This window comes from Streptomyces sp. NPDC006529 (assembly GCF_040611795.1).
Classification (GTDB): Bacteria; Actinomycetota; Actinomycetes; order Streptomycetales; family Streptomycetaceae; genus Streptomyces.
This window is the reverse complement of the sequence record NZ_JBEXPB010000036.1, coordinates 1-16,393: the sequence shown is the minus strand read 5'-3', so window position 1 is coordinate 16,393 and position 16,393 is coordinate 1. Positions and strand designations below refer to the sequence as shown.

General features: G+C 74.7%; 20 protein-coding genes and 1 pseudogene. 9 read left to right on the top strand and 12 right to left on the bottom strand.

The genetic code is table 11. The features are described 5' to 3' along the window. Window positions 1-306: 306 nt before the first annotated feature. From ABZY31_RS22875 to ABZY31_RS22855, 5 genes are all read left to right on the top strand, one after another. Window positions 307-936: a sigma-70 family RNA polymerase sigma factor gene (locus ABZY31_RS22875; RefSeq protein WP_356413143.1), complete on the top strand. Its 630-nt coding sequence runs from the start codon at window positions 307-309 to the stop codon at window positions 934-936. Next, window positions 933-1,661, top strand: coding sequence for a zf-HC2 domain-containing protein (locus ABZY31_RS22870; protein ID WP_356413141.1), 729 nt, complete (start codon window positions 933-935; stop codon window positions 1,659-1,661). The genes ABZY31_RS22875 and ABZY31_RS22870 overlap by 4 nt, the downstream gene beginning before the upstream one ends. Before the next feature lie 188 nt (window positions 1,662-1,849). Beyond that, window positions 1,850-2,794: an SCO0930 family lipoprotein gene (locus tag ABZY31_RS22865; RefSeq protein ID WP_356413139.1), complete on the top strand. Its 945-nt coding sequence runs from the start codon at window positions 1,850-1,852 to the stop codon at window positions 2,792-2,794. A gap of 124 nt (window positions 2,795-2,918) precedes the next feature. Continuing rightward, window positions 2,919-3,119 carry a DUF5302 domain-containing protein gene (locus ABZY31_RS22860; RefSeq protein ID WP_356413137.1) on the top strand — a complete coding sequence of 67 codons (201 nt, stop codon included), beginning with the start codon at window positions 2,919-2,921 and terminating at the stop codon, window positions 3,117-3,119. Between the two features lie 225 nt (window positions 3,120-3,344). After that, a complete protein-coding gene (locus tag ABZY31_RS22855; protein WP_356413135.1) occupies window positions 3,345-3,836 on the top strand; it encodes a hypothetical protein in 492 nt (163 codons plus the stop codon). A gap of 28 nt (window positions 3,837-3,864) precedes the next feature. Here ABZY31_RS22855 and ABZY31_RS22850 read toward each other — a convergent pair whose 3' ends face one another. The 8 genes from ABZY31_RS22850 to ABZY31_RS22815 all read right to left on the bottom strand — a co-directional run bounded on the left by ABZY31_RS22850 (window position 3,865) and on the right by ABZY31_RS22815 (window position 9,224). Then, complete coding sequence (locus ABZY31_RS22850; protein WP_356413133.1) at window positions 3,865-4,572, bottom strand: hotdog fold domain-containing protein; 708 nt, start codon at window positions 4,570-4,572, stop codon at window positions 3,865-3,867. Further along, window positions 4,569-5,306, bottom strand: coding sequence for a DUF1838 family protein (locus tag ABZY31_RS22845; protein WP_356413131.1), 738 nt, complete (start codon window positions 5,304-5,306; stop codon window positions 4,569-4,571). The genes ABZY31_RS22850 and ABZY31_RS22845 overlap by 4 nt, the downstream gene beginning before the upstream one ends. Before the next feature lie 137 nt (window positions 5,307-5,443). Then, a complete protein-coding gene (locus ABZY31_RS22840; RefSeq protein WP_356413129.1) occupies window positions 5,444-5,701 on the bottom strand; it encodes a hypothetical protein in 258 nt (85 codons plus the stop codon). 29 nt (window positions 5,702-5,730) lie between these two features. After that, window positions 5,731-5,952, bottom strand: coding sequence for a hypothetical protein (locus ABZY31_RS22835; protein WP_356413127.1), 222 nt, complete (start codon window positions 5,950-5,952; stop codon window positions 5,731-5,733). Window positions 5,953-6,428: 476 nt separating this feature from the next. Further along, window positions 6,429-6,602: a hypothetical protein gene (locus ABZY31_RS22830; RefSeq protein WP_356413125.1), complete on the bottom strand. Its 174-nt coding sequence runs from the start codon at window positions 6,600-6,602 to the stop codon at window positions 6,429-6,431. Between the two features lie 72 nt (window positions 6,603-6,674). Next, on the bottom strand, window positions 6,675-7,067 hold the full coding sequence (locus tag ABZY31_RS22825) for a hypothetical protein (protein ID WP_356413123.1): 393 nt from the start codon (window positions 7,065-7,067) through the stop codon (window positions 6,675-6,677). A gap of 30 nt (window positions 7,068-7,097) precedes the next feature. Further along, complete coding sequence (locus ABZY31_RS22820; protein WP_356413121.1) at window positions 7,098-8,012, bottom strand: AAA family ATPase; 915 nt, start codon at window positions 8,010-8,012, stop codon at window positions 7,098-7,100. Between the two features lie 3 nt (window positions 8,013-8,015). Further along, the gene (locus ABZY31_RS22815) at window positions 8,016-9,224 is read right to left on the bottom strand and encodes an RNA ligase (protein WP_356413119.1); all 1,209 of its coding nucleotides are present in this window, start codon (window positions 9,222-9,224) and stop codon (window positions 8,016-8,018) included. A 210-nt stretch (window positions 9,225-9,434) separates the two neighbouring features. On the opposite strand from ABZY31_RS22815, the gene ABZY31_RS22810 reads away from it, so the two are divergent. Then, window positions 9,435-11,195, top strand: a complete 1,761-nt coding sequence (locus ABZY31_RS22810) for an immunity 49 family protein (RefSeq protein WP_356413117.1) — start codon at window positions 9,435-9,437, stop codon at window positions 11,193-11,195. A 21-nt stretch (window positions 11,196-11,216) separates the two neighbouring features. Here ABZY31_RS22810 and ABZY31_RS22805 read toward each other — a convergent pair whose 3' ends face one another. Together ABZY31_RS22805 and ABZY31_RS22800 are read right to left on the bottom strand one after the other, a co-directional pair. After that, window positions 11,217-11,594, bottom strand: a complete 378-nt coding sequence (locus ABZY31_RS22805; RefSeq protein ID WP_356413115.1) for a hypothetical protein — start codon at window positions 11,592-11,594, stop codon at window positions 11,217-11,219. Between the two features lie 110 nt (window positions 11,595-11,704). Beyond that, window positions 11,705-12,307, bottom strand: coding sequence for a cysteine hydrolase family protein (locus ABZY31_RS22800; protein WP_356413113.1), 603 nt, complete (start codon window positions 12,305-12,307; stop codon window positions 11,705-11,707). 71 nt (window positions 12,308-12,378) lie between these two features. On the opposite strand from ABZY31_RS22800, the gene ABZY31_RS22795 reads away from it, so the two are divergent. Further along, window positions 12,379-13,386 carry a helix-turn-helix domain-containing protein gene (locus ABZY31_RS22795; RefSeq protein ID WP_356413111.1) on the top strand — a complete coding sequence of 336 codons (1,008 nt, stop codon included), beginning with the start codon at window positions 12,379-12,381 and terminating at the stop codon, window positions 13,384-13,386. A 90-nt stretch (window positions 13,387-13,476) separates the two neighbouring features. On the opposite strand, the gene ABZY31_RS22790 is transcribed toward ABZY31_RS22795, so the two are convergent. Further along, complete coding sequence (locus tag ABZY31_RS22790) at window positions 13,477-13,962, bottom strand: MarR family transcriptional regulator (protein WP_356413110.1); 486 nt, start codon at window positions 13,960-13,962, stop codon at window positions 13,477-13,479. Window positions 13,963-14,116: 154 nt separating this feature from the next. Between ABZY31_RS22790 and ABZY31_RS22785 the strand changes: the two genes are divergently transcribed. Beyond that, complete coding sequence (locus ABZY31_RS22785; protein WP_356413108.1) at window positions 14,117-15,622, top strand: MFS transporter; 1,506 nt, start codon at window positions 14,117-14,119, stop codon at window positions 15,620-15,622. Between the two features lie 24 nt (window positions 15,623-15,646). Here ABZY31_RS22785 and ABZY31_RS22780 read toward each other — a convergent pair whose 3' ends face one another. Further along, window positions 15,647-16,261 (bottom strand): HutD family protein, encoded by a 615-nt coding sequence (locus tag ABZY31_RS22780; protein WP_356413106.1) that lies wholly within the window; start codon window positions 16,259-16,261, stop codon window positions 15,647-15,649. 37 nt (window positions 16,262-16,298) lie between these two features. On the opposite strand from ABZY31_RS22780, the pseudogene ABZY31_RS22775 reads away from it, so the two are divergent. Beyond that, a pseudogene (locus tag ABZY31_RS22775) lies at window positions 16,299-16,393 on the top strand (SAM-dependent methyltransferase); the annotation flags it as partial.

The window sequence follows — 16,393 nt, the reverse complement described above, 5'->3', positions numbered from 1 at the left end:
TCGACGAAGCGGGGCACCGGCGGTACCGGGGAAGCGCCGGGCCGCGGAGCGCCGCGCCATGTGGGGTTGGCGGTGCGGACCTTCGACCCGGGCGAGACCGCCGGTGGGCAGACAGTAGGCAACGCCGGGTTGAACTCGATACGGGGAAAACCCTTGCGCGGCCCCTGCCGCTCCCCCGCGACCCCCCGCCCCGACGGCCCCGCGGCCCGCCGACCGGTGCTGTGACGCGGGCCACATGAACCGCGGCCTCCCGGGCAGCGTGTACCGACCGCACCACGCACGCGAGCACGACGGAGAGGGTGTGAGATGGCCGGACCACTGTGGCCCCGCGGACGGCGGGGCTCGACCGACGAGGCACTGATCAGGGCGGTGTACGAGGAGCACGGCCACGCCCTGCTCGCCTACGCGACCCGGCTGACCGGGGACCGGGCCGCCGCCGAGGACGTCGTCCAGGAGACGGTCATCCGCGCGTGGCGGCACGCCGAGGTCCTGGTCAACGGGAAGGGTTCGGTGCGGGGCTGGCTGCTCACCGTGGCCCGCAACATCATCACCGACCGGTACCGCGCCAAGGCGGCCCGGCCGCCGGAGGTGTCCGGATCCGCGGCCGCGCCGCCGGTGGAGCAGGACCACGCCGACTCCGTCGTGGACTCGATGACCGTGCTCGGCGCCCTGGACCGGCTGACTCCGGAACACCGTGAAGTGATCAAGGAGTTGTACTACCGCCAGCTCAGCGTCACGGAAGCCGCGGACGTCCTCGGCATCCCCGCGGGCACCGTCAAGTCCCGTTCGCACTACGCCCTCAAGGCGCTCCGCGAAGCGTTCCGGGACGGCGGCGGCGCGGGCAGTGGCAGGGACGGCAGGAGCCATCGGGGCAGCAGGGGCAACCGGACGGGCAGGCCGCCCCAGCAGCCCGGACTGCGGGAGGTGGTGGCATGAACCGGGAGGTGCACGAGGAGGAACTGCTCGGCCCCTACGTACTGGGCGTGCTCGACGGGGCCGAGGTCCGCCGCGTCGAGGAACACGTCGGCGGCTGCGTGCGGTGCCGCGAGGAGGTGGCCGCGTTGCGTGAGATGGAGGCCGTGCTCGGCGAGGTGCCCGAGGAGGCGTTCCTGGACGGGCCGCCGGAGGGCGGCGACCTGCTGCTCCAGCGGACGCTGCGGCAGATGCGGGGCGAGCGGGCCGGCCGGGCCCGGCGCCGTACGGCCCTGGTGGGGCTGGCCGTCGCGGCGACCGTCGCGGCCGTGTTCTGGGCCGGGACGCGGCTGGGCGCGGCGGACGGCCGGGAGGTGGCCGCGGACCCGCCCCCGCCGCCCACGGCCACGGCCTCGCCGCAGCCGCCGCCGGGGACCCGGGTGGCCTCGGCCACCGATGCCGGGACGGGGGCGCGGATGACCGTACGGCTGACGCCGGCCGCTCGCTGGGTGCGGGTGCACGCGGCGGTCACCGGTGTGCCCGCGGGCGAGCGCTGCCTGCTGGTGGTGGTCGCCCGGGACGGCACCCGTACGACGGCGGGCAGCTGGGTCGTGGGCGCGCCGGAGAACGGCGCCGCCAAGGGCGCCGGCCTCGACGGTTCCGCGGCCGTCGACCCCGCGGAGGTCAAGGAGGTCGTGGTGCAGAACGAGGCGGGCACGCGGTTCGTGTCCGTACCGCTGCCGGCCTGAGTGACGCCGACCGCGGCGCGTACGGGAGCGCCGGTCGGGGGACGCCCCGACCGGCGCTTTCGCGTGCGCGAGCCGAATCTGCCGGGCGCGGCGGAGAAAGCCCCCGAAGTCCGTTGAACCCGCCCGCGAGGGGCCGCGTGTCTGGGGTGCGACCTTGCCGAACGAACCACCGGATTACGGGAGTTGTCATGATGAACCTGCGCGAGCTCACCCTCGCCGGAGCCGCCGCCGCACTGCTCCTCGGTGCGACGGCCTGCGGGACGCAGGTGAGCGGCACGAAGGACGCCGCGGCCGTCGGCGCACAGGTCCCGGCGGCCGCGCGGTCGGCGGCGGCCGACCCCTACGGCTCCGGCGCCGCGGGGGCGGCCCCCGCCGACGCCGCCGCCGGCCCGCTGCGGGTCCGTACGGACGCCGGGCTCGGCCGGGTCGTGACGGACTCCGCCGGGTTCACGCTCTACCGCTTCGACAAGGACACCGCCAAGCCCGCGTCGACCTCCGCGTGCTCCGGCGAGTGCGCCACGGCCTGGCCCCCGGCCCCGGCGAAGGGCGTCACCGCGGGCCCGGTGCCCGCCGCCTCCGTCGGCAGCCTCAAGCGGGCGGACGGCACGGAGCAGGTGACGATCGCGGGCCGGCCGGTGTACCGCTTCGCGAAGGACACGGCGCCCGGCCAGAGCAACGGCCAGGGGGTGGGCGGTACGTGGTTCGCGGTCACCCCGGAGGGCGGGAAGGCGGGCGCCCCGGCGACCGGGCAGGAGCAGCCGGCCGCGCGGCAGCCGGCCCTGCCCGCCCTGTCGGCCACGCCGGACAAGGCCCTCGGCAAGATCCTCCGGGATGCCAAGGGCCGTACGCTCTACCGCTTCACCAAGGACACCGCGTGGCCGATGAAGTCGAACTGCGAGGGTGCGTGCCTGGAGAAGTGGAAGCCCGCCCTGCCGGTCGACGCCGGTACGGCCGAGGGTGTCGACCCGAAGCTGCTGAGCACGTACACGCGTGCGGACGGCACGCGGCAGCTGGCCGTCGCCTGTCGGCCGTTGTACTGGTTCACCGGTGACCGCAGCCCCGGTGACACGGCCGGTCAGGGCGTGGGCGGCAGTTGGTTCGCCGTCACGGCGGACGGCGGACTCGCCATGTGACGGGGGCGACGGGGGCCGGGTGGCCTGTGCCAGACTGGGGAGCGCCGCCCTTCGGGAAACGCGCTGGTCAGCGAGCGCACAGGCTGACAGACTGAAACGGTTTCAGATCAACCCAGGAGGACACATGGCAGACACCGAGGACACCCCGGAGACCCCGGAGGACACCTCCCCCGCCGCCGAGGCCAAGCGCAAGTTCCGGGAGGCCCTGGAGCGCAACGAGCGCAACGCCCAGTCCCAGCAGGCGCACCAGAGCCGCGCCAAGATCTCGGGCACCAGCAGCGGTGGCAGCGGGAAGAACAAGAAGGTCCGCCGCAAGACCGGCTGACCCGTGCCCACGGCCGGGCCTCCGCTGACCGCGGGGACACTGCCGCTCCGGTCCCTGCGGGGTCACCGGGGCGGCACACGTGTATCCGGGCCCCTTTTCCGCGCGAAGCAGCTCGTTTTCGGCCATTCAGGGCAGGTCGAGAACCGTCCCGCGCGCTCCCCGCGTCGTTGCGTGCAGTGACAGTGAGCACACTGCACCCACCCGGAACGGGGAAAGGTACCCACCATGCTCCAGCGCCCGTCCAAGCGCACCGCCGCCGTCCTCCTCGCGGCCACCGCCGCCACCGCGGCCCTCTCCCTCACCTTCGTCACCACCGCCTCGGCGTCCGGCGACGGCACCCCGAAGGCCGCCCCGGCCGCGGCCGCCGCGCTCCCGTCCGTGTCCGGCAGCCCGGAGGCCGCGTTCACCCGGATCGCCGACTTCTACGGCGCCTACATCGACGCGGTCTACGACGGCAGCGACACGGCGGGCGCGCTGCGCTCCGCGTACCTCTCCAAGCCGCTCCAGGCGGAGCTGAAGCAGTGGGAGGAGGCCAACCACGCGAACGGCGTGCTGCGCGCGCAGAACGTGCCGTCGCAGTGGAAGGTCACCTCCACGGGCAGCGGAGCGGGCAAGACCAGTGCCACGGTCACCCTCACGTGGGGCGGCGGCTCGACGACCCTGATCCACGTCCAGGCCGATCTGGCGACCCGGAAGATCACCTCGATCAAGGACTGAGCCGTCGGGCACCGGCCCCCCTCGGGCTTCAGCTGCGGGGGTCCACCCACAGGGCCTCGCCGACGGCCAGCACCTCGCCCCCGGCCGTGGCCAGCGCCGTGCCCACCCGGTGCTTGCGGCCGGACTCGCCGAGCAGCCAGGCGTACGAGACGAGCCCGTCGGCGGCCGGCGCGGGGCCCAGCAGCCGTGCGGTCAGCGAGGCCGTCACCGCTCCGGCGCGCTGACTGCCGAGCAGCCGCCCGGCCGCGTTGCCGGGACAGTCCAGCGCGCCCCACACCAGGGCGGGCGGGAGCATGCCGTCGGCGTCGAGGAGCGCGGCCCCCGGGGTCCAGGCGGTGGCGACGACGTCCCGGCCCGGCACCCGGCCGCAGTGCAGCCGCAGCCCCGTGTCGGGGGTCCGCCCCAGCCCGCAGCCGAAGCAGTCGGCCACCTCGTCCGGCGGGGCCGCCCGGTAGGCCTCCGCGGCGGCCAGGGCCTCGTCCCAGGAGGGTGCCCGCGGGGCTTCCGCGTCCGCCTCGGCGGGGGTGGCGACGGCCAGGACCAGGACGCCGTTGGTCAGCTCGCTGCCGCCGTCCGGGGTCTCCGTGAGCCCCAGCGGGACGCCGGTGGGGGTGGGCCGCCGGAAATCCACCCGTACCGTCTTCGCGGCCGCCCGACCGGCCAGCACGCCCGCGACGTAGCCGCCGAAGGCGATCCCGGGATAGCCGTGCAGGGCGGCCGGCACCGTGAGGATCACAGGTCGCCCCGGTCTCTGAGCTTGCGGAAGTAGGTCCAGCTGGTCTCGTTCGGCTGGCTCCACGCGTCCGGGGCGTGCGCGAACTCGGGGTGGTGCGCGGCGATGTACGCGCGGGTCCGCTCCGGCACCTCGTCGTAGGAGTCCAGCTTGCGGCCGCGGCAGTGGAAGGTCAGGCCGCCCGGCCGCTGACCCTGTTCCATCCAGGGGAGCCAGGGCGACATGCGGGTCCACGACATCGTGGAGGGCACGCTCGGCGCGTCGGTCTCGAAGACGGTGGCCGGGGCGAAGAACTGGAAGAGTTCGAGCGCCTTGTAGGTGTCGTCCGCCGAGTTGGCCGGGAACTGCGCGACCGGCAGCGGCGACGGATAGGCGAGCGGGATCTCCAGGCTGAAGCAGACCTGGTCGCCGAGCCGGGTCAGCGGCACGGGGAAGGGCCGCCACCGCTGGTTCGCCGGGTCGTTCCAGACGTGGACGACCGGCTTGCCCTCCCAGGTCTCCAGGATCTCCCCGGTGTCCGGATCCAGGTAGAACGCCGCCTCGCGGGTCAGCAGTTCGTAGCCGTCGTCCGTGGTGACCAGGCGGGCCACGTTCAGCCCTTCGAACCCGAACACGCGTCGGTAGGGCTCGTCCGGGGACCAGGCGTGGACATGGCCGGACCACCAGAAGGTCACCTCCGCTCCGTCGAGCGAGGCGCGGGTACGGACGAAGGCTTGGAAAAGATCGGCCGGATTCATGGCGCCCACTGTGCAAGGTCACCCGTGCGCTCGGCAAGGACCCGGGCCTGCCGCCCCGCACGGACGTCCCCGGTCAACGGGGTTCGTAGAGCCCGTGGAACTGAGCGAGGAGCGCCCGCACCGCGACGTCGTGCCGGCTAGGCCTGCGGGGCGAAGGGGTCACGGAACCGGTCCCCGTCACCGGGGTCGTCGTCGTCCGTGAAGGAGGAGTCCTCGGGGCCGAAATCGGGGGCCCTGAAGGGGTTCGTCGTCGCCGGGAGCCGCGATGCGGGCGTCGTGGCGTAGGTCCGTACCGGTTCGGGTGCGGAGAACAGCGGGGATCCGTCGATGAGGGCGCTGCCTTTCGTGGTTCGGGATGCCGGTCTCGGGTGGGACCGAGCGGAGGCATGGCTCATCGCCACACCTCCACTCGGCTCTCACCGTTTCAGAGAGCGGTCATCTTGGTGTACGGGCTCAGGATCCGCATCCGCGACGAGCCGAAATCGACGAGTACCGCGATTCCGTCCTCGATCGCGATCACGCGGCCGAGGCCGTGCTGATCGTGTGTGACCCGGTCACCGACGGCGAACACCCTGAGAGGCGGAGCGGTCGCGGCCTTGAACGGGCTTGCGGGCAGGTGGCGCCGGGTTCCGGCTGACTTTGTCATTGTCACCAGTATGCGCCTGTCGCGCCGTCGTGCCGCCCGGTGCGGTCGTCTCTCTCATTGCGCCCTGATAACGCCGGGGCCGGATTCTGCCGGTTGGACCCGATCGGTCCCGAGCCGGGCCGCCGCTACGGACCCGGTCCGGCGCTCCCCCCGCCGCCCGTATCGCTCCCCGTACGCGCGAGCGGCCCGGAGGCCGGCGCGGGACGGGTGGCGCTCAGTAACCGTCCACGTCCAGTTCGGTGATGCCAACGAACACGTGCTCCCAGACCCCCGCGGCGGCCAGGTCCCGGTCGAGGGCGTCCGGCGCGATGGCGGCCACGGCGGCTAGGAAGGCCCGCGGCCCGTCCTCCGCCGGGTAGGGGTCCCAGACGCGCCCATGTGCCGCCGCACGGCCTCCAGCAGCCGCAGGAACGTTTCCGTATCCCGCGCGAAGGGGAACGGGGACAGCTCCTGGCCGCCCTCGGGGTCGCCCCGCGTCAGGACACCTCGCCGGTCTCCGGCCGCAGGAGGACCCTCCCCCGGTCGCGGTAGCCGAAGCCGAAGGTGCCCAGGTGGAGGAGCCCCCCGCCCCCGGGTGCGCCCGGGCCCTCCTCGCCGAAGGCCAGGGCGAAGTCGCACACCCCGACCGCCCAGTGCCGCGGCAGTCCCACCGCGGCGAGGAGGGCCCGGGTGGGCAGGTGGGCCAGGGGCCGCGGGCAGCCGCTCCCCGGGCACCCGGACCATCAGGCCGGCGCCGAAGGCGGCGTCCACCCGGGCCGCGTCCAGGGGCGCGGGCGCGGCGTCGGCGGACGGCGCCTCGTACCAGTCAGGCGCCGTGGCCTCTTCCCACGCACGGTGGTCGGCGCCGCCGGCCGCCACCACGCCCGCACCGTCCGCCAGGGCAGGCCCGGTTCGGCGGCGGCCAGCTGGTCGGCGTACGCGCGCCGCCCGAGCACCGTGGCCGCGAAGTGCAGCCGGGAGGCGAATTCGGCCCGCGTCACCTCCGCGGACCCGAAGACGGCCTCGGCCTGGGCGAACACCTCGCGCCCCCGCTCCGACGGGGACGCCGCATCGGCGAGTTCACGTGCGCGGGCGGGGCCGGCGGACCGCAGGGTGGCGGGACCGTCACAGGTCACCGGCCCATCCTGCCACCGGCTCGAACCCGCTCAGAAGGCGCCGTAGTTGACCTGCCAGGTGGGCAGGCCCATGCGGCGCCAGATGGCGACCACCCGGTCGCGGTCGTCCAGCGAGAGCCGGACCGCGAAGCGGTGGCGGACGTGGCGGTCGAAGAGTTCCGCCTTGACCACGTCGTCCTGCCGCTGGTCGCCGGAGGCCCGCATCCACAGCTCGTCGTAGGGCACGTCGTGGCGCGCCAGCCACTCCTGCGTCTGCGGGCGGTGCTCCTCGCTGCGCCCGGACAGCAGCACGACCGCGTCGCCGTCGGCCCGCCGGAACGCGGTCAGAGCGTGCCGGACCGACGGGTTGAGGAGGTCGGTGCCGCAGCGCGAGAAGTCGTACGGGCCGCGGTCGCCGCGCAGCGCGAGCGTGCCGTCGATGTCGCACAGCACGGCGGCAGGCAGGGCCGGGTCGGCCACGTAGGGCACGACCTCCGGCTGGTCGTTGAGCCAGGCGTCGGTGAGCCGCCAGCCGCCCTTGGTGGCCTTCCGGTGCTTCTCGGCAAGGATCCGGATGATCTCCTCGCCGACGGACCGCTCCCGCGCGGCGTCCCGGCGTACGCACTCCTCGACCGGGACGTCGGTGAAGTCGTGGACGACGAAGTCGGCCCGTCCGGCGACGGCCGCCTTCAGCCGCTTGGGGACGTGGCGCGTCAGGTGGGTGTTGTCGACGACCACGTCGAACCCGCCGTCGATCGCGGTCCGCACCGCCGCGTCCTGGATCGCAAGGACGGTCTGCTCGTGCGCGAACGACCGCTCCTGCGCGAGGCCGGGGACGTCGAGCATGGCCCGCAGGTCGTCGAGGTTGACGCGGCGCATCCGGCCCCCGGACTCCTCCTGGAGCGAGCGCGCGGCGGTGGTCTTGCCCGAGGCGGGCAGCCCCGTCATGACGTGGACGACAGGCACTGGTCAGTTCTCCTCATCGGTCGTGAACGGGTCGGACGCCCGCGGCCGCACCGCCCGCCAGGTGACGAGGTCGGTCGGCCGCCCGTCGAGCCGCAGGAACAGGGCCGCCCTGATGCCCGGGTCGGGCACCGCACGGGCGGCGCGGGCGAAGGCTCCCCGGTCGTCGCCGAGGTGCGCGATCTCCCGGAAGGCCCCGTCGATGGCGCGTTCGCGGTCGGCCGCGGCGCGTTCCATCCCCGCGATCATCTCCCGGACCCAGGTGTCGAACTCGTCCGGGACCTGTTCGAGGAGCGCGTCGAGCGGTGCGCCGCCGTGGGCCCGTACCTCGGCGAGGGAGCAGCCGAGGCCCTGGGCGACCTGGCGGGCGGGCAGGGCGGCGAAGCGCTGGATGCCGTGCCCGCGCCAGATGTCGCGTTCGGTGACGCCCGTGAGCACCTTGTGGAGCCGCACGTACTCGGCGATCTTGGCCTTCACCCGGACACCGGACGCGTAGCGCAGGACGAAGCCCTCGGCGTCGGTGCCGGTCGCGGCAGCGCCTCCCGGCAGGGTGCTGGATTCGGTGAGGGCGATCAGCTCGGCCAGCGGCAGGGCGGGCCGGGCCGTGACGACGGAACCGATCCCGTGCCACGCCCGGGCCGCGCTCGCCAGCGGCAGTTCGGCGCCGTCGCGGCCCATCGCGGCGAGCAGGACGAGGTCGCGGCGGTCGCCGTAGTCGACGACGATCCGGTTCTGCGGGTAGAGGGCCTCCGCCAGGTAGGTCACGCCCGGGGTGAGCGCGGAGGTGTCCCGGGTGTCGAGGTGGCGCCGTGCCCAGGTGGCCTGTTCGCTGATGAAGGACCCCTTGGAGGCGACCCGCCAGGCTCCCGCGTAGTGGAAGACGACCGCGAGGCTCCCGTCGACCTTGTCGTACACCTCGAACGGCTCGTCCGGCAGGGCGGGCGCGTAGGGCTGACCGGTCGTGTGCTCGCCGACGTTGAAGAACTTCGGCAGGGGCAGCGCGACGATCTCGCCGGTCGCGTCGTCCGCGACCAGCCCCCGGCAGCGCGTGGTGACGCGGTTCCAGATCCGCTCGTACTGGCACGTCCGCGTGTAGGTGTAGATCGACAGCGGCAGTTCGGGATGGGACTTGCGGGTGACGTGCCCGGCGTCGAGGGCCGCGGCGAGTTCGTCCGGCGGCATCAGCTCTTCGAGAGTCAGGGGCGCCTGGCTCATGGGATTCCTCCTGGTTGCGAGCCCACAGTCTGCCCCGGCAAGCGCGCCGACCGGTACCGGTTTTGGGCGCGCGGGCCACGGGGCGGGGGGCCGGCCGCGGCGGCGGAGACGGCCGCGGACGCGATGTCGGAGGCGGTGTCGGAGGTCGCTCCTATGCTGGACGGACATGATCGGGTGAGGGCATCCGGCGGGGAGTCGTGGGAGGTACGGGTGCGCATCGAGCGCCACGCGGTCGGGGAGGCGGCGCTGTCCGCCGCCGTCGGGGACTTCGCCGAGCGGATCGCCGGTGACGTGCACCGGATGCAGCACGACGAATCCCCGCGGTACGGCTGGGAGATGGTCTGCGCGTCCTTCCTGGACTACGTCGGTGCCCGGTCGGTGGAGAACCCGGCGCTCGCCGGCAGGGACTGCAGGCTGGCCCTGGAATCGGCCGCCGCGGCGGCGACGGGCGCCCTCGCCCTGACCGCGCGGCCGCGGGGGGTGGGGGACGTCTTCATCGAGTACACCGGCACCGGCGTGGTGTACGACCGGGAGGAGTCCGGCAGCGAAGTCCCGGCCGCCGACTGGCTGGACGCCTTCTTCCTCGCGTTCGTCGCCGGTGACACCGACCGGGACGGCAGGCTGTTCGTCGACGCCGCGCTCTCGCGCGCGGGCCGGGAGGACCGCGCCGACGTGGCCCTCGTCCACGCGCTGCTGGCCTACGTCCACGGCCACATCGAGGCGGCGCGGGTGCCCGGCGGACCGGGGGCCGTGTCCGACGAGCAGCGCGCCGCGTACGTCGATTCGCTGGCCCGGGACGTGGCGCCGGGCACCGACCGGGCCCCGCACCGGGCGGCGCTGGCGACCCTGCGGGCCCTGGCGGCGGGTGACCGGGACGGCTTCTCGGCAGCGCTGGCCGCGCAGTTGACGCATCACCGGGCGCGGCACGCGGCGGCGGCGAACCCGCGGCCGCGCACCCTGCTGCCGCTGGACGCCCTCGCGCTCGCCGCGATGGCCCGGCGGTGGAACGGCTGGGAGCCCGGGGTCGACTCCGCGTACCTGCCCGCGGCAGCGGTCGGCGGGTTCGTCCCGCCCGCCCCCCGGGTCCGGGCATTCGGCGCGGACAAGCGCGCGGACGCCGTCGCGGCGCTGGCGGCCGGGCCGCTGGTGGTGGACCGGCCGCGGCCGCCCGAGCGGCCGGGATCCGGTGATCCGGCGGACCACGAGCGGTTCCCGCAGCGCCGCGCGGCGGCCTTCGCCGACCCCGCCGAGGACCCCGAGGACCTCGCGTTCGGGCTGCCGCGGGTGATGGAGGACCAGTACCGGATCTTCCTGCGCCGGACGGCGGGCGACCCGGACGGTCCCGGCGAGCGCGCTCGCGCCGCGCTGCGCCTGGGCGCCGAGGCGGGGACGGCGGCGTTCCTGCTGGCCGCGGCGGAGCCGGGGACCACGGCGGAGGTGACCGTCGGGGGCGTGACGCGCGCGCTGCCCGCGGGGGGCGGCCGGGACCGGGTGGGCCCGGTCCAGTGGCTGCGGGCGACGGCGCTGGCCGTGGTCGCCGGGGAAGCGGACCTGCTGGCCGCGTGCGTGCGGATCGGTCCGGATCCGCTCGGGCCCGGCGGATACGCGTCGGCCGCCCGGGAGTACGCGACGGCGCTGTGCGACCACCTGCGCGGGGCCGACGCCGCGCCCGCCCTGCGCCGCGCGGCGACGGAGGCGTTCCGGATGCGGGGCGTCAACCACCTCGCGCCGCCGGTGGTGCTGCTGTCGCAGCTGGCCGCCGGGGACAGGGAGGGCTTCGCGCTGGCGCTGGCGGACGCGCTGGAGGAACACCGCGACCACTACGGGGTCGGCGCGAACGCCTGCGACCCCGACGCGCCGCTCAACCTGGACGTCCTGGCGCTGGTCTGCCTCGCCCGTCGCAGCGGCTGGGACGTGCCGGTGCTCTCGCCGTACCTGCCGCCGCGGCTGGTCGCCGCTCCGGTGGGCTGAGCCGGGCGGCCGGTCCCGCGGTCAGGCGGCCCGCCGCTGCCGGCTCACGCTGCGTGCCCAGAGGACGAGGGGGGCCTGGAGCGGGATGCGGCCGAGGGCCACGGCCTTCGCCGCGGTGGAGCGGTGGCGCCAGTCCCAGGCCATCTTGACGTGGGCGGGGAAGACCCCGACGAAGAAGAGGGCCGAGGCCCGTGCGGCCTCCGCGCGGGTCGCGGGGTGGACGAGGCCCGCCGCCAGCGCCAGCTCGACGACCCCGCTGGCCTTCGTCCAGCCCCGGGGCGTGCCGGGCAGCGAGCGCGGGACGAGCTGGTCGAAGGCGGCGGGCATCGCGAAGTGGGCGGCTCCGGCGGTGGCCAGGAGCCCGGCCAGCAGCAGGGGGGAACGGGAAGCGGGGCTCATCGGACCTCCGGGGACGACGGCTCGTTACCGCCGGGTAGCGGCCGGGCCCCGCCAGTCTGCGCGAGCGGCGCCCGCGGGGCAACGGGTTCCCGGGATCCGCGGCGGTGCGCTCAGGACGTGCCCGCGGAGGCCGCGAGGACGGCTTCGGTCGTGACCACCTTCGCGAACCGCATCTGGTGCAGGACGGCCGAGGTGGCGCGGGCGAGGTCCTCGGCGGCGATGGTCTCCCCGTCGGGGCCGGCCATGTCGAAGGTGTGCATCGCGTCGGCCGGGAAGACGGCGTCGTAGCCGAGGTTGCCCGCCATCCGGCCGGTGGTCTCGTTGCAGACGTTGGTCATGATGCCGATGATCACCACCTGCTTCGCGCCGCGCTCCGTGAGCCAGGCGTGCAGGTCGGGGGTGCCGTAGAAGGCGCTGTTGACCGTCTTGGTGATCTGCAGATCGGCCCGGACGGCGGCGATGTCGGGCTTCAGCTCGTACCCCGGCGTGCCCGGCATGAGCGGGCCGCCTTCGCTCGCGTGCCGGACCACGACGACCGGGCGGCCGGTGGCCTGCCAGGCGTCGGTGAGGGCGGTCATGTTCTTCTCGGCGCCCGGGTTGTCCCGGCGTCCCCAGAAGGCGTGGTCCTCGAAGCCCTGCTGTACGTCGATGACGATGAGGACGGCGTCGGAGTCGAGGGCGAGGGGGGCGTCGAAGGCGCTGGTGTTGGTCATGGGTCCATCGTGGTGGGCGCGTGTCGGGGCCCGTGAGGGGAGCGGCCGCCGGTGATCGATAGATTCCTGCCATGTCCCGCGACCCCCGCCCGCTGCCCGCCGCCGACCCCGACGCCGTCCCCGCCCTGCGGGCGCTGCGGACCGTCGGCTGCCTGCTCTTCGACGGGGTCCGGGCCTTCGACTACGCCGTCATCAGCGAGGTGTGGAGCCACCGGGAGGGGATCGAGCTGCGCGTGTGCGGCCCGGGCGCGCGCCGGGTGCACCTCGGCGGCGGCCTGGAGCGGGTGCCCGACCACGGCCTCGACGCGCTGCTGGAGTGCGATCTGATCCTGGTCCCGGGGGTCGAGGAGCCCCTCGCGGCCCGGGATCCGGCCGTCCTGGAGGTGCTGCGGGAGGCCCGCGGCCGGGGCGTGGCGCTGGCGTCCCTGTGCGCGGGCGCGTTCGTGCTGGCCGAGGCGGGACTGCTGGAGGGCCGTACCGCCACGACCCACTGGGCGCTCGCGGAGCAACTGGCCGCGCGCCATCCCGGGATCGACGTGCGGCCCGAGGTGCTGTTCACCGGGGACGGGGAGATCTGGACCTCGGCCGGGGTGGCGGCGGGCATCGACCTCTGCCTGCACCTGGTGCGCTCCGCGCACGGGCAGCGGGCCGCGGCGGCGATCGCGCGGGCGATGGTCACCGCGCCGTTCCGCCCGGGCGGCCAGGCCCAGTTCATTCCGTCGCCGGTTCCTCCGGAGCCGGGGGGCGGGCAGGGGGACCGCCTCGCGGGGGCGCGGGCCGCGGTGCTGGACGCCCTGGGGAGCGAATGGACCGTGCGGCGGATGGCGGACGCGGCGCTGATGTCCGAGCGGACCTTCGCGCGCCGGTTCGCCCTGGCCACGGGGACGACGCCGCTGCGCTGGCTGCTGGAGCAGCGGGTGCTGGCCGCACAGCAGTTGCTGGAGGAGACGGACCTGCCGGTCGAGGAGGTCGCCACGCGCTGCGGTTTCGGGTCCGCCGTGTCGTTGCGGCCCGCCTTCGTGCGGCGGCTCGGACTGTCCCCGCGCGCCTACCGGCAGGCCTTCCGCGGCACGCCGTGATCCGCCCGCGCGTCGGCTGTACGGAGCCCGCGCTTTCGCCGGTACGGAGACGGCGGCCCGCGGTGAGGCGGCCTTCGGTGAGGCGGCCGGTCAGAGCGCCCTGGCCTCCATCGCCGGGCGCAGCCGCTCCAGCAGGGTGCAGAGGGCCGCGCTCTCCTCCTCGTCGAGGGTGTCGAGCGCCCCGTGCGTGGCCTGCATCTCCTCGCGCACGCGCCGGATGATCTCGCGGCCCGCCTCGGTGGCCACGACGTTCTTGACCCGGCGGTCGGCGGGGTCCGCCTCGCGCCGCACCAGCGCGCGGGCTTCGAGCCGGTCGACGATCCCGGTGACGTTGGACGCGTCACACACCAGCAGGGTCGCGAGGCCCCGCATGGGAACCGGCGCGTCGAGCTGGGCGAGGGCCTTGGCCTGGGTGGAGGTGAGGCCGTGCCGGGCGGCCGCGGCGGCGAAGTCCCGCCACTGGGCGGTGGCGATGGCGGCGAGCAGCTCCAGCAGCTGGAGCTTGGCGGGCGGGTGCGGGGCGCTGACGCCGGTGCCGGGGCCGGGGGCGTCGCTCACGACGGGAGTGGTGCTCATGACCGAAGTGTACGGCGAGTGCTTGAGGTCATCAATCATTTACTTGACGTCCTTAACTATCTCCGTCTAACGTCATGCTCCTGACCAACTGCTTGATGCACTCGAACATCTGCGGTCTGAAGCACTCTGAAGCCATGAGAAGGTCCCGCCAGCCATGAGCACCCCCGCATCCGCCCCCGCCGCCGGGCACAGGAACGAGACGGTCATCGTCTTCGCCCTGAGCCTCGCCGCCATGGTCGTGTCGATGATGCAGACCCTGCCCGTCCCGATCCTGGGTCTGATCCGGACCGATCTCGGTACGTCCACCGCCAACGTGAGCTGGGTGACCACGGCCACCCTGCTCTCCGCCGCGGTCTTCACCCCGCTGCTCGGCCGCTTCGGCGACCAGCACGGCAAGAAGCCGACGCTGATCGCCGTGCTCGGCGTCATGGTCGCCGGATCGGTCATCGCAGCGCTGGCGACCTCCCTCCCGCTGCTGATCCTGGGCCGGGTGCTCCAGGGCGCCGCCACCGCGATCTTCCCGCTGGCCCTGTCGGTGCTGCGCGAGGAGGTCCGCCCGCAGAAGCTTCCCGGGGCGATGGCCCTGGTCAGCGGCACGCTCGCGTTCGGCAGCGGGCTCGCGCTCGTCGCCACCGGCCTGCTCACCTCCGGCGCCGACGCCGACTACCGCAACGCCTTCTGGATGGCGACCGGCTTCGCCGTCCTCGCGCTCCTCGCGGTCGCCTTCCTGGTCCCGGCCACCCGCCACAAGACCGGCGGCCGCACCGACATCCTCGGCGCCCTGACCCTCGGCATCGCGCTGCTGCTGCTCCTGCTGCCGATCTCCCAGGGCCACGAGTGGGGCTGGTCCTCCGGCCGTACGCTGGGCAGCTTCGCCGGCGCCGTGGTCATGGGCGGCGTGTGGGTGTTCACCGAGCTGAAGGTCCGCGAACCCCTCGTCGACATGCGGATGTTCGTGCACCGGCCGGTACTGATGGCCAACCTGGCCGGGATCCTCGTCGGCTTCGGCATGTTCGCGAACTTCCTCGGCGTCTCCTACCTCGTCCAGATGCCGAAGGCGCTCACCGGCTACGGCTTCGACGCGTCCATCCTGCGCGCTTCCGTCCAGTTCCTGCTGCCCGGCGCGATCGTCTCCCTGCTCGCCTCCCCCGTCGGCGGCCAGCTGGTCCGCCACCGCGGGCCGCGGATCGCCCTCGCCGTGGCCGCCGGGCTCGGCGCCGTCGGCTTCGGCTGGCTGGCCCTGGACCACGCGCACACCTTCTCGGTGATCGGCGCCGGAGTCGTCGTGGGCGCGGCCGTCAGCTTCGGTTACGCGTCCATGCCCGCCGTCATCATGGCGAGCGTCCCGCACCACCAGAGCGGCATCGCCAACGGCATCAACTCGATCTCCCGCTCGACCGGCAGCGCGATCGGCAGCGCCATCGTCACCACGATCCTGGCGTCCAAGACCATCGAGCACCTGCCCGCCGGGGTGCCGCCGCTGCCCGCCGAATCCGGCTTCACCCTGACCTTCGGCATCGGTGCCGTCGCCTTCGCCCTGGTCGCGGTGATCAGCTGGCTGGGTCTGCGCGGCCGCACCGGCCCGCGCGTGGTCGAGGCGAGCATTCCGGCGGCGCGCACCGCGCCCGTGAAGACGCCGGAAGGCGTCGACGCGGTCTGAGGCGCCCGGCCCGTACGCCCCGCCCTACCCCGCCGGTGTGAACCGGACCACCGCCGCGCGGCCTTCCGCGCCCAGGTGCAGGACGCCCTGCTCGCCGCCCGTCGCGAGCAGGGCGTCGTACGTTCCCAGCCGCGCCCCGCGGCCGAGGGACGCGCCCTCCACGGACACCTCCCCCGCCAGGGCGACGACGAGCAGTGCACCACCGGTGCCCGGCGGGACGGTCAGCGCGAGGTCGCCGCGTACGACGGCCACCCCCGCCCGCGCGGCGTCCCGGCGGTACATGACGTTGAAGTTCACGACGGGCCCGTCGAGCAGTCGGCAGTCGGTCGCCACGTCCCCGGGGAAGCGCTGCGGCGCGAAGCGCTCGTCCACCAGGCGTCGTACGCCGTCCACGGTGAGGTCCATCCCGGCGCCCTCGGCGAGGGTGAGCGTGCGGTCCACCCCGGGAAAGCCGGAGAAGGGCCCGTCGGCGGCCACCTCCGCGAGGCTGACCCGCCAGACGAAGTCCCCCGCCGCGGATCCGGTCGACGGGGCCCGCGGCGCCGCCGCGATCTGCCGGGTGACTCCCCCGCCGTTCCTCCAGGCCTCGGCCGGCCGCCCGGCGGCGCGCAGGATCCGTACGTCAGGTTCGCTCGTCATGGTGCCCAGGATGCCCTGCCCCCGCGCGCGCCGGAGGGCCGGCGCCTCCACCGGCGGGTTCACCGACGTGCTGCTGCGCTCCGGCGTCGCGCACGTCGTCGCCGTCGACGTCGGCTACGGGCAGCTCGCCTG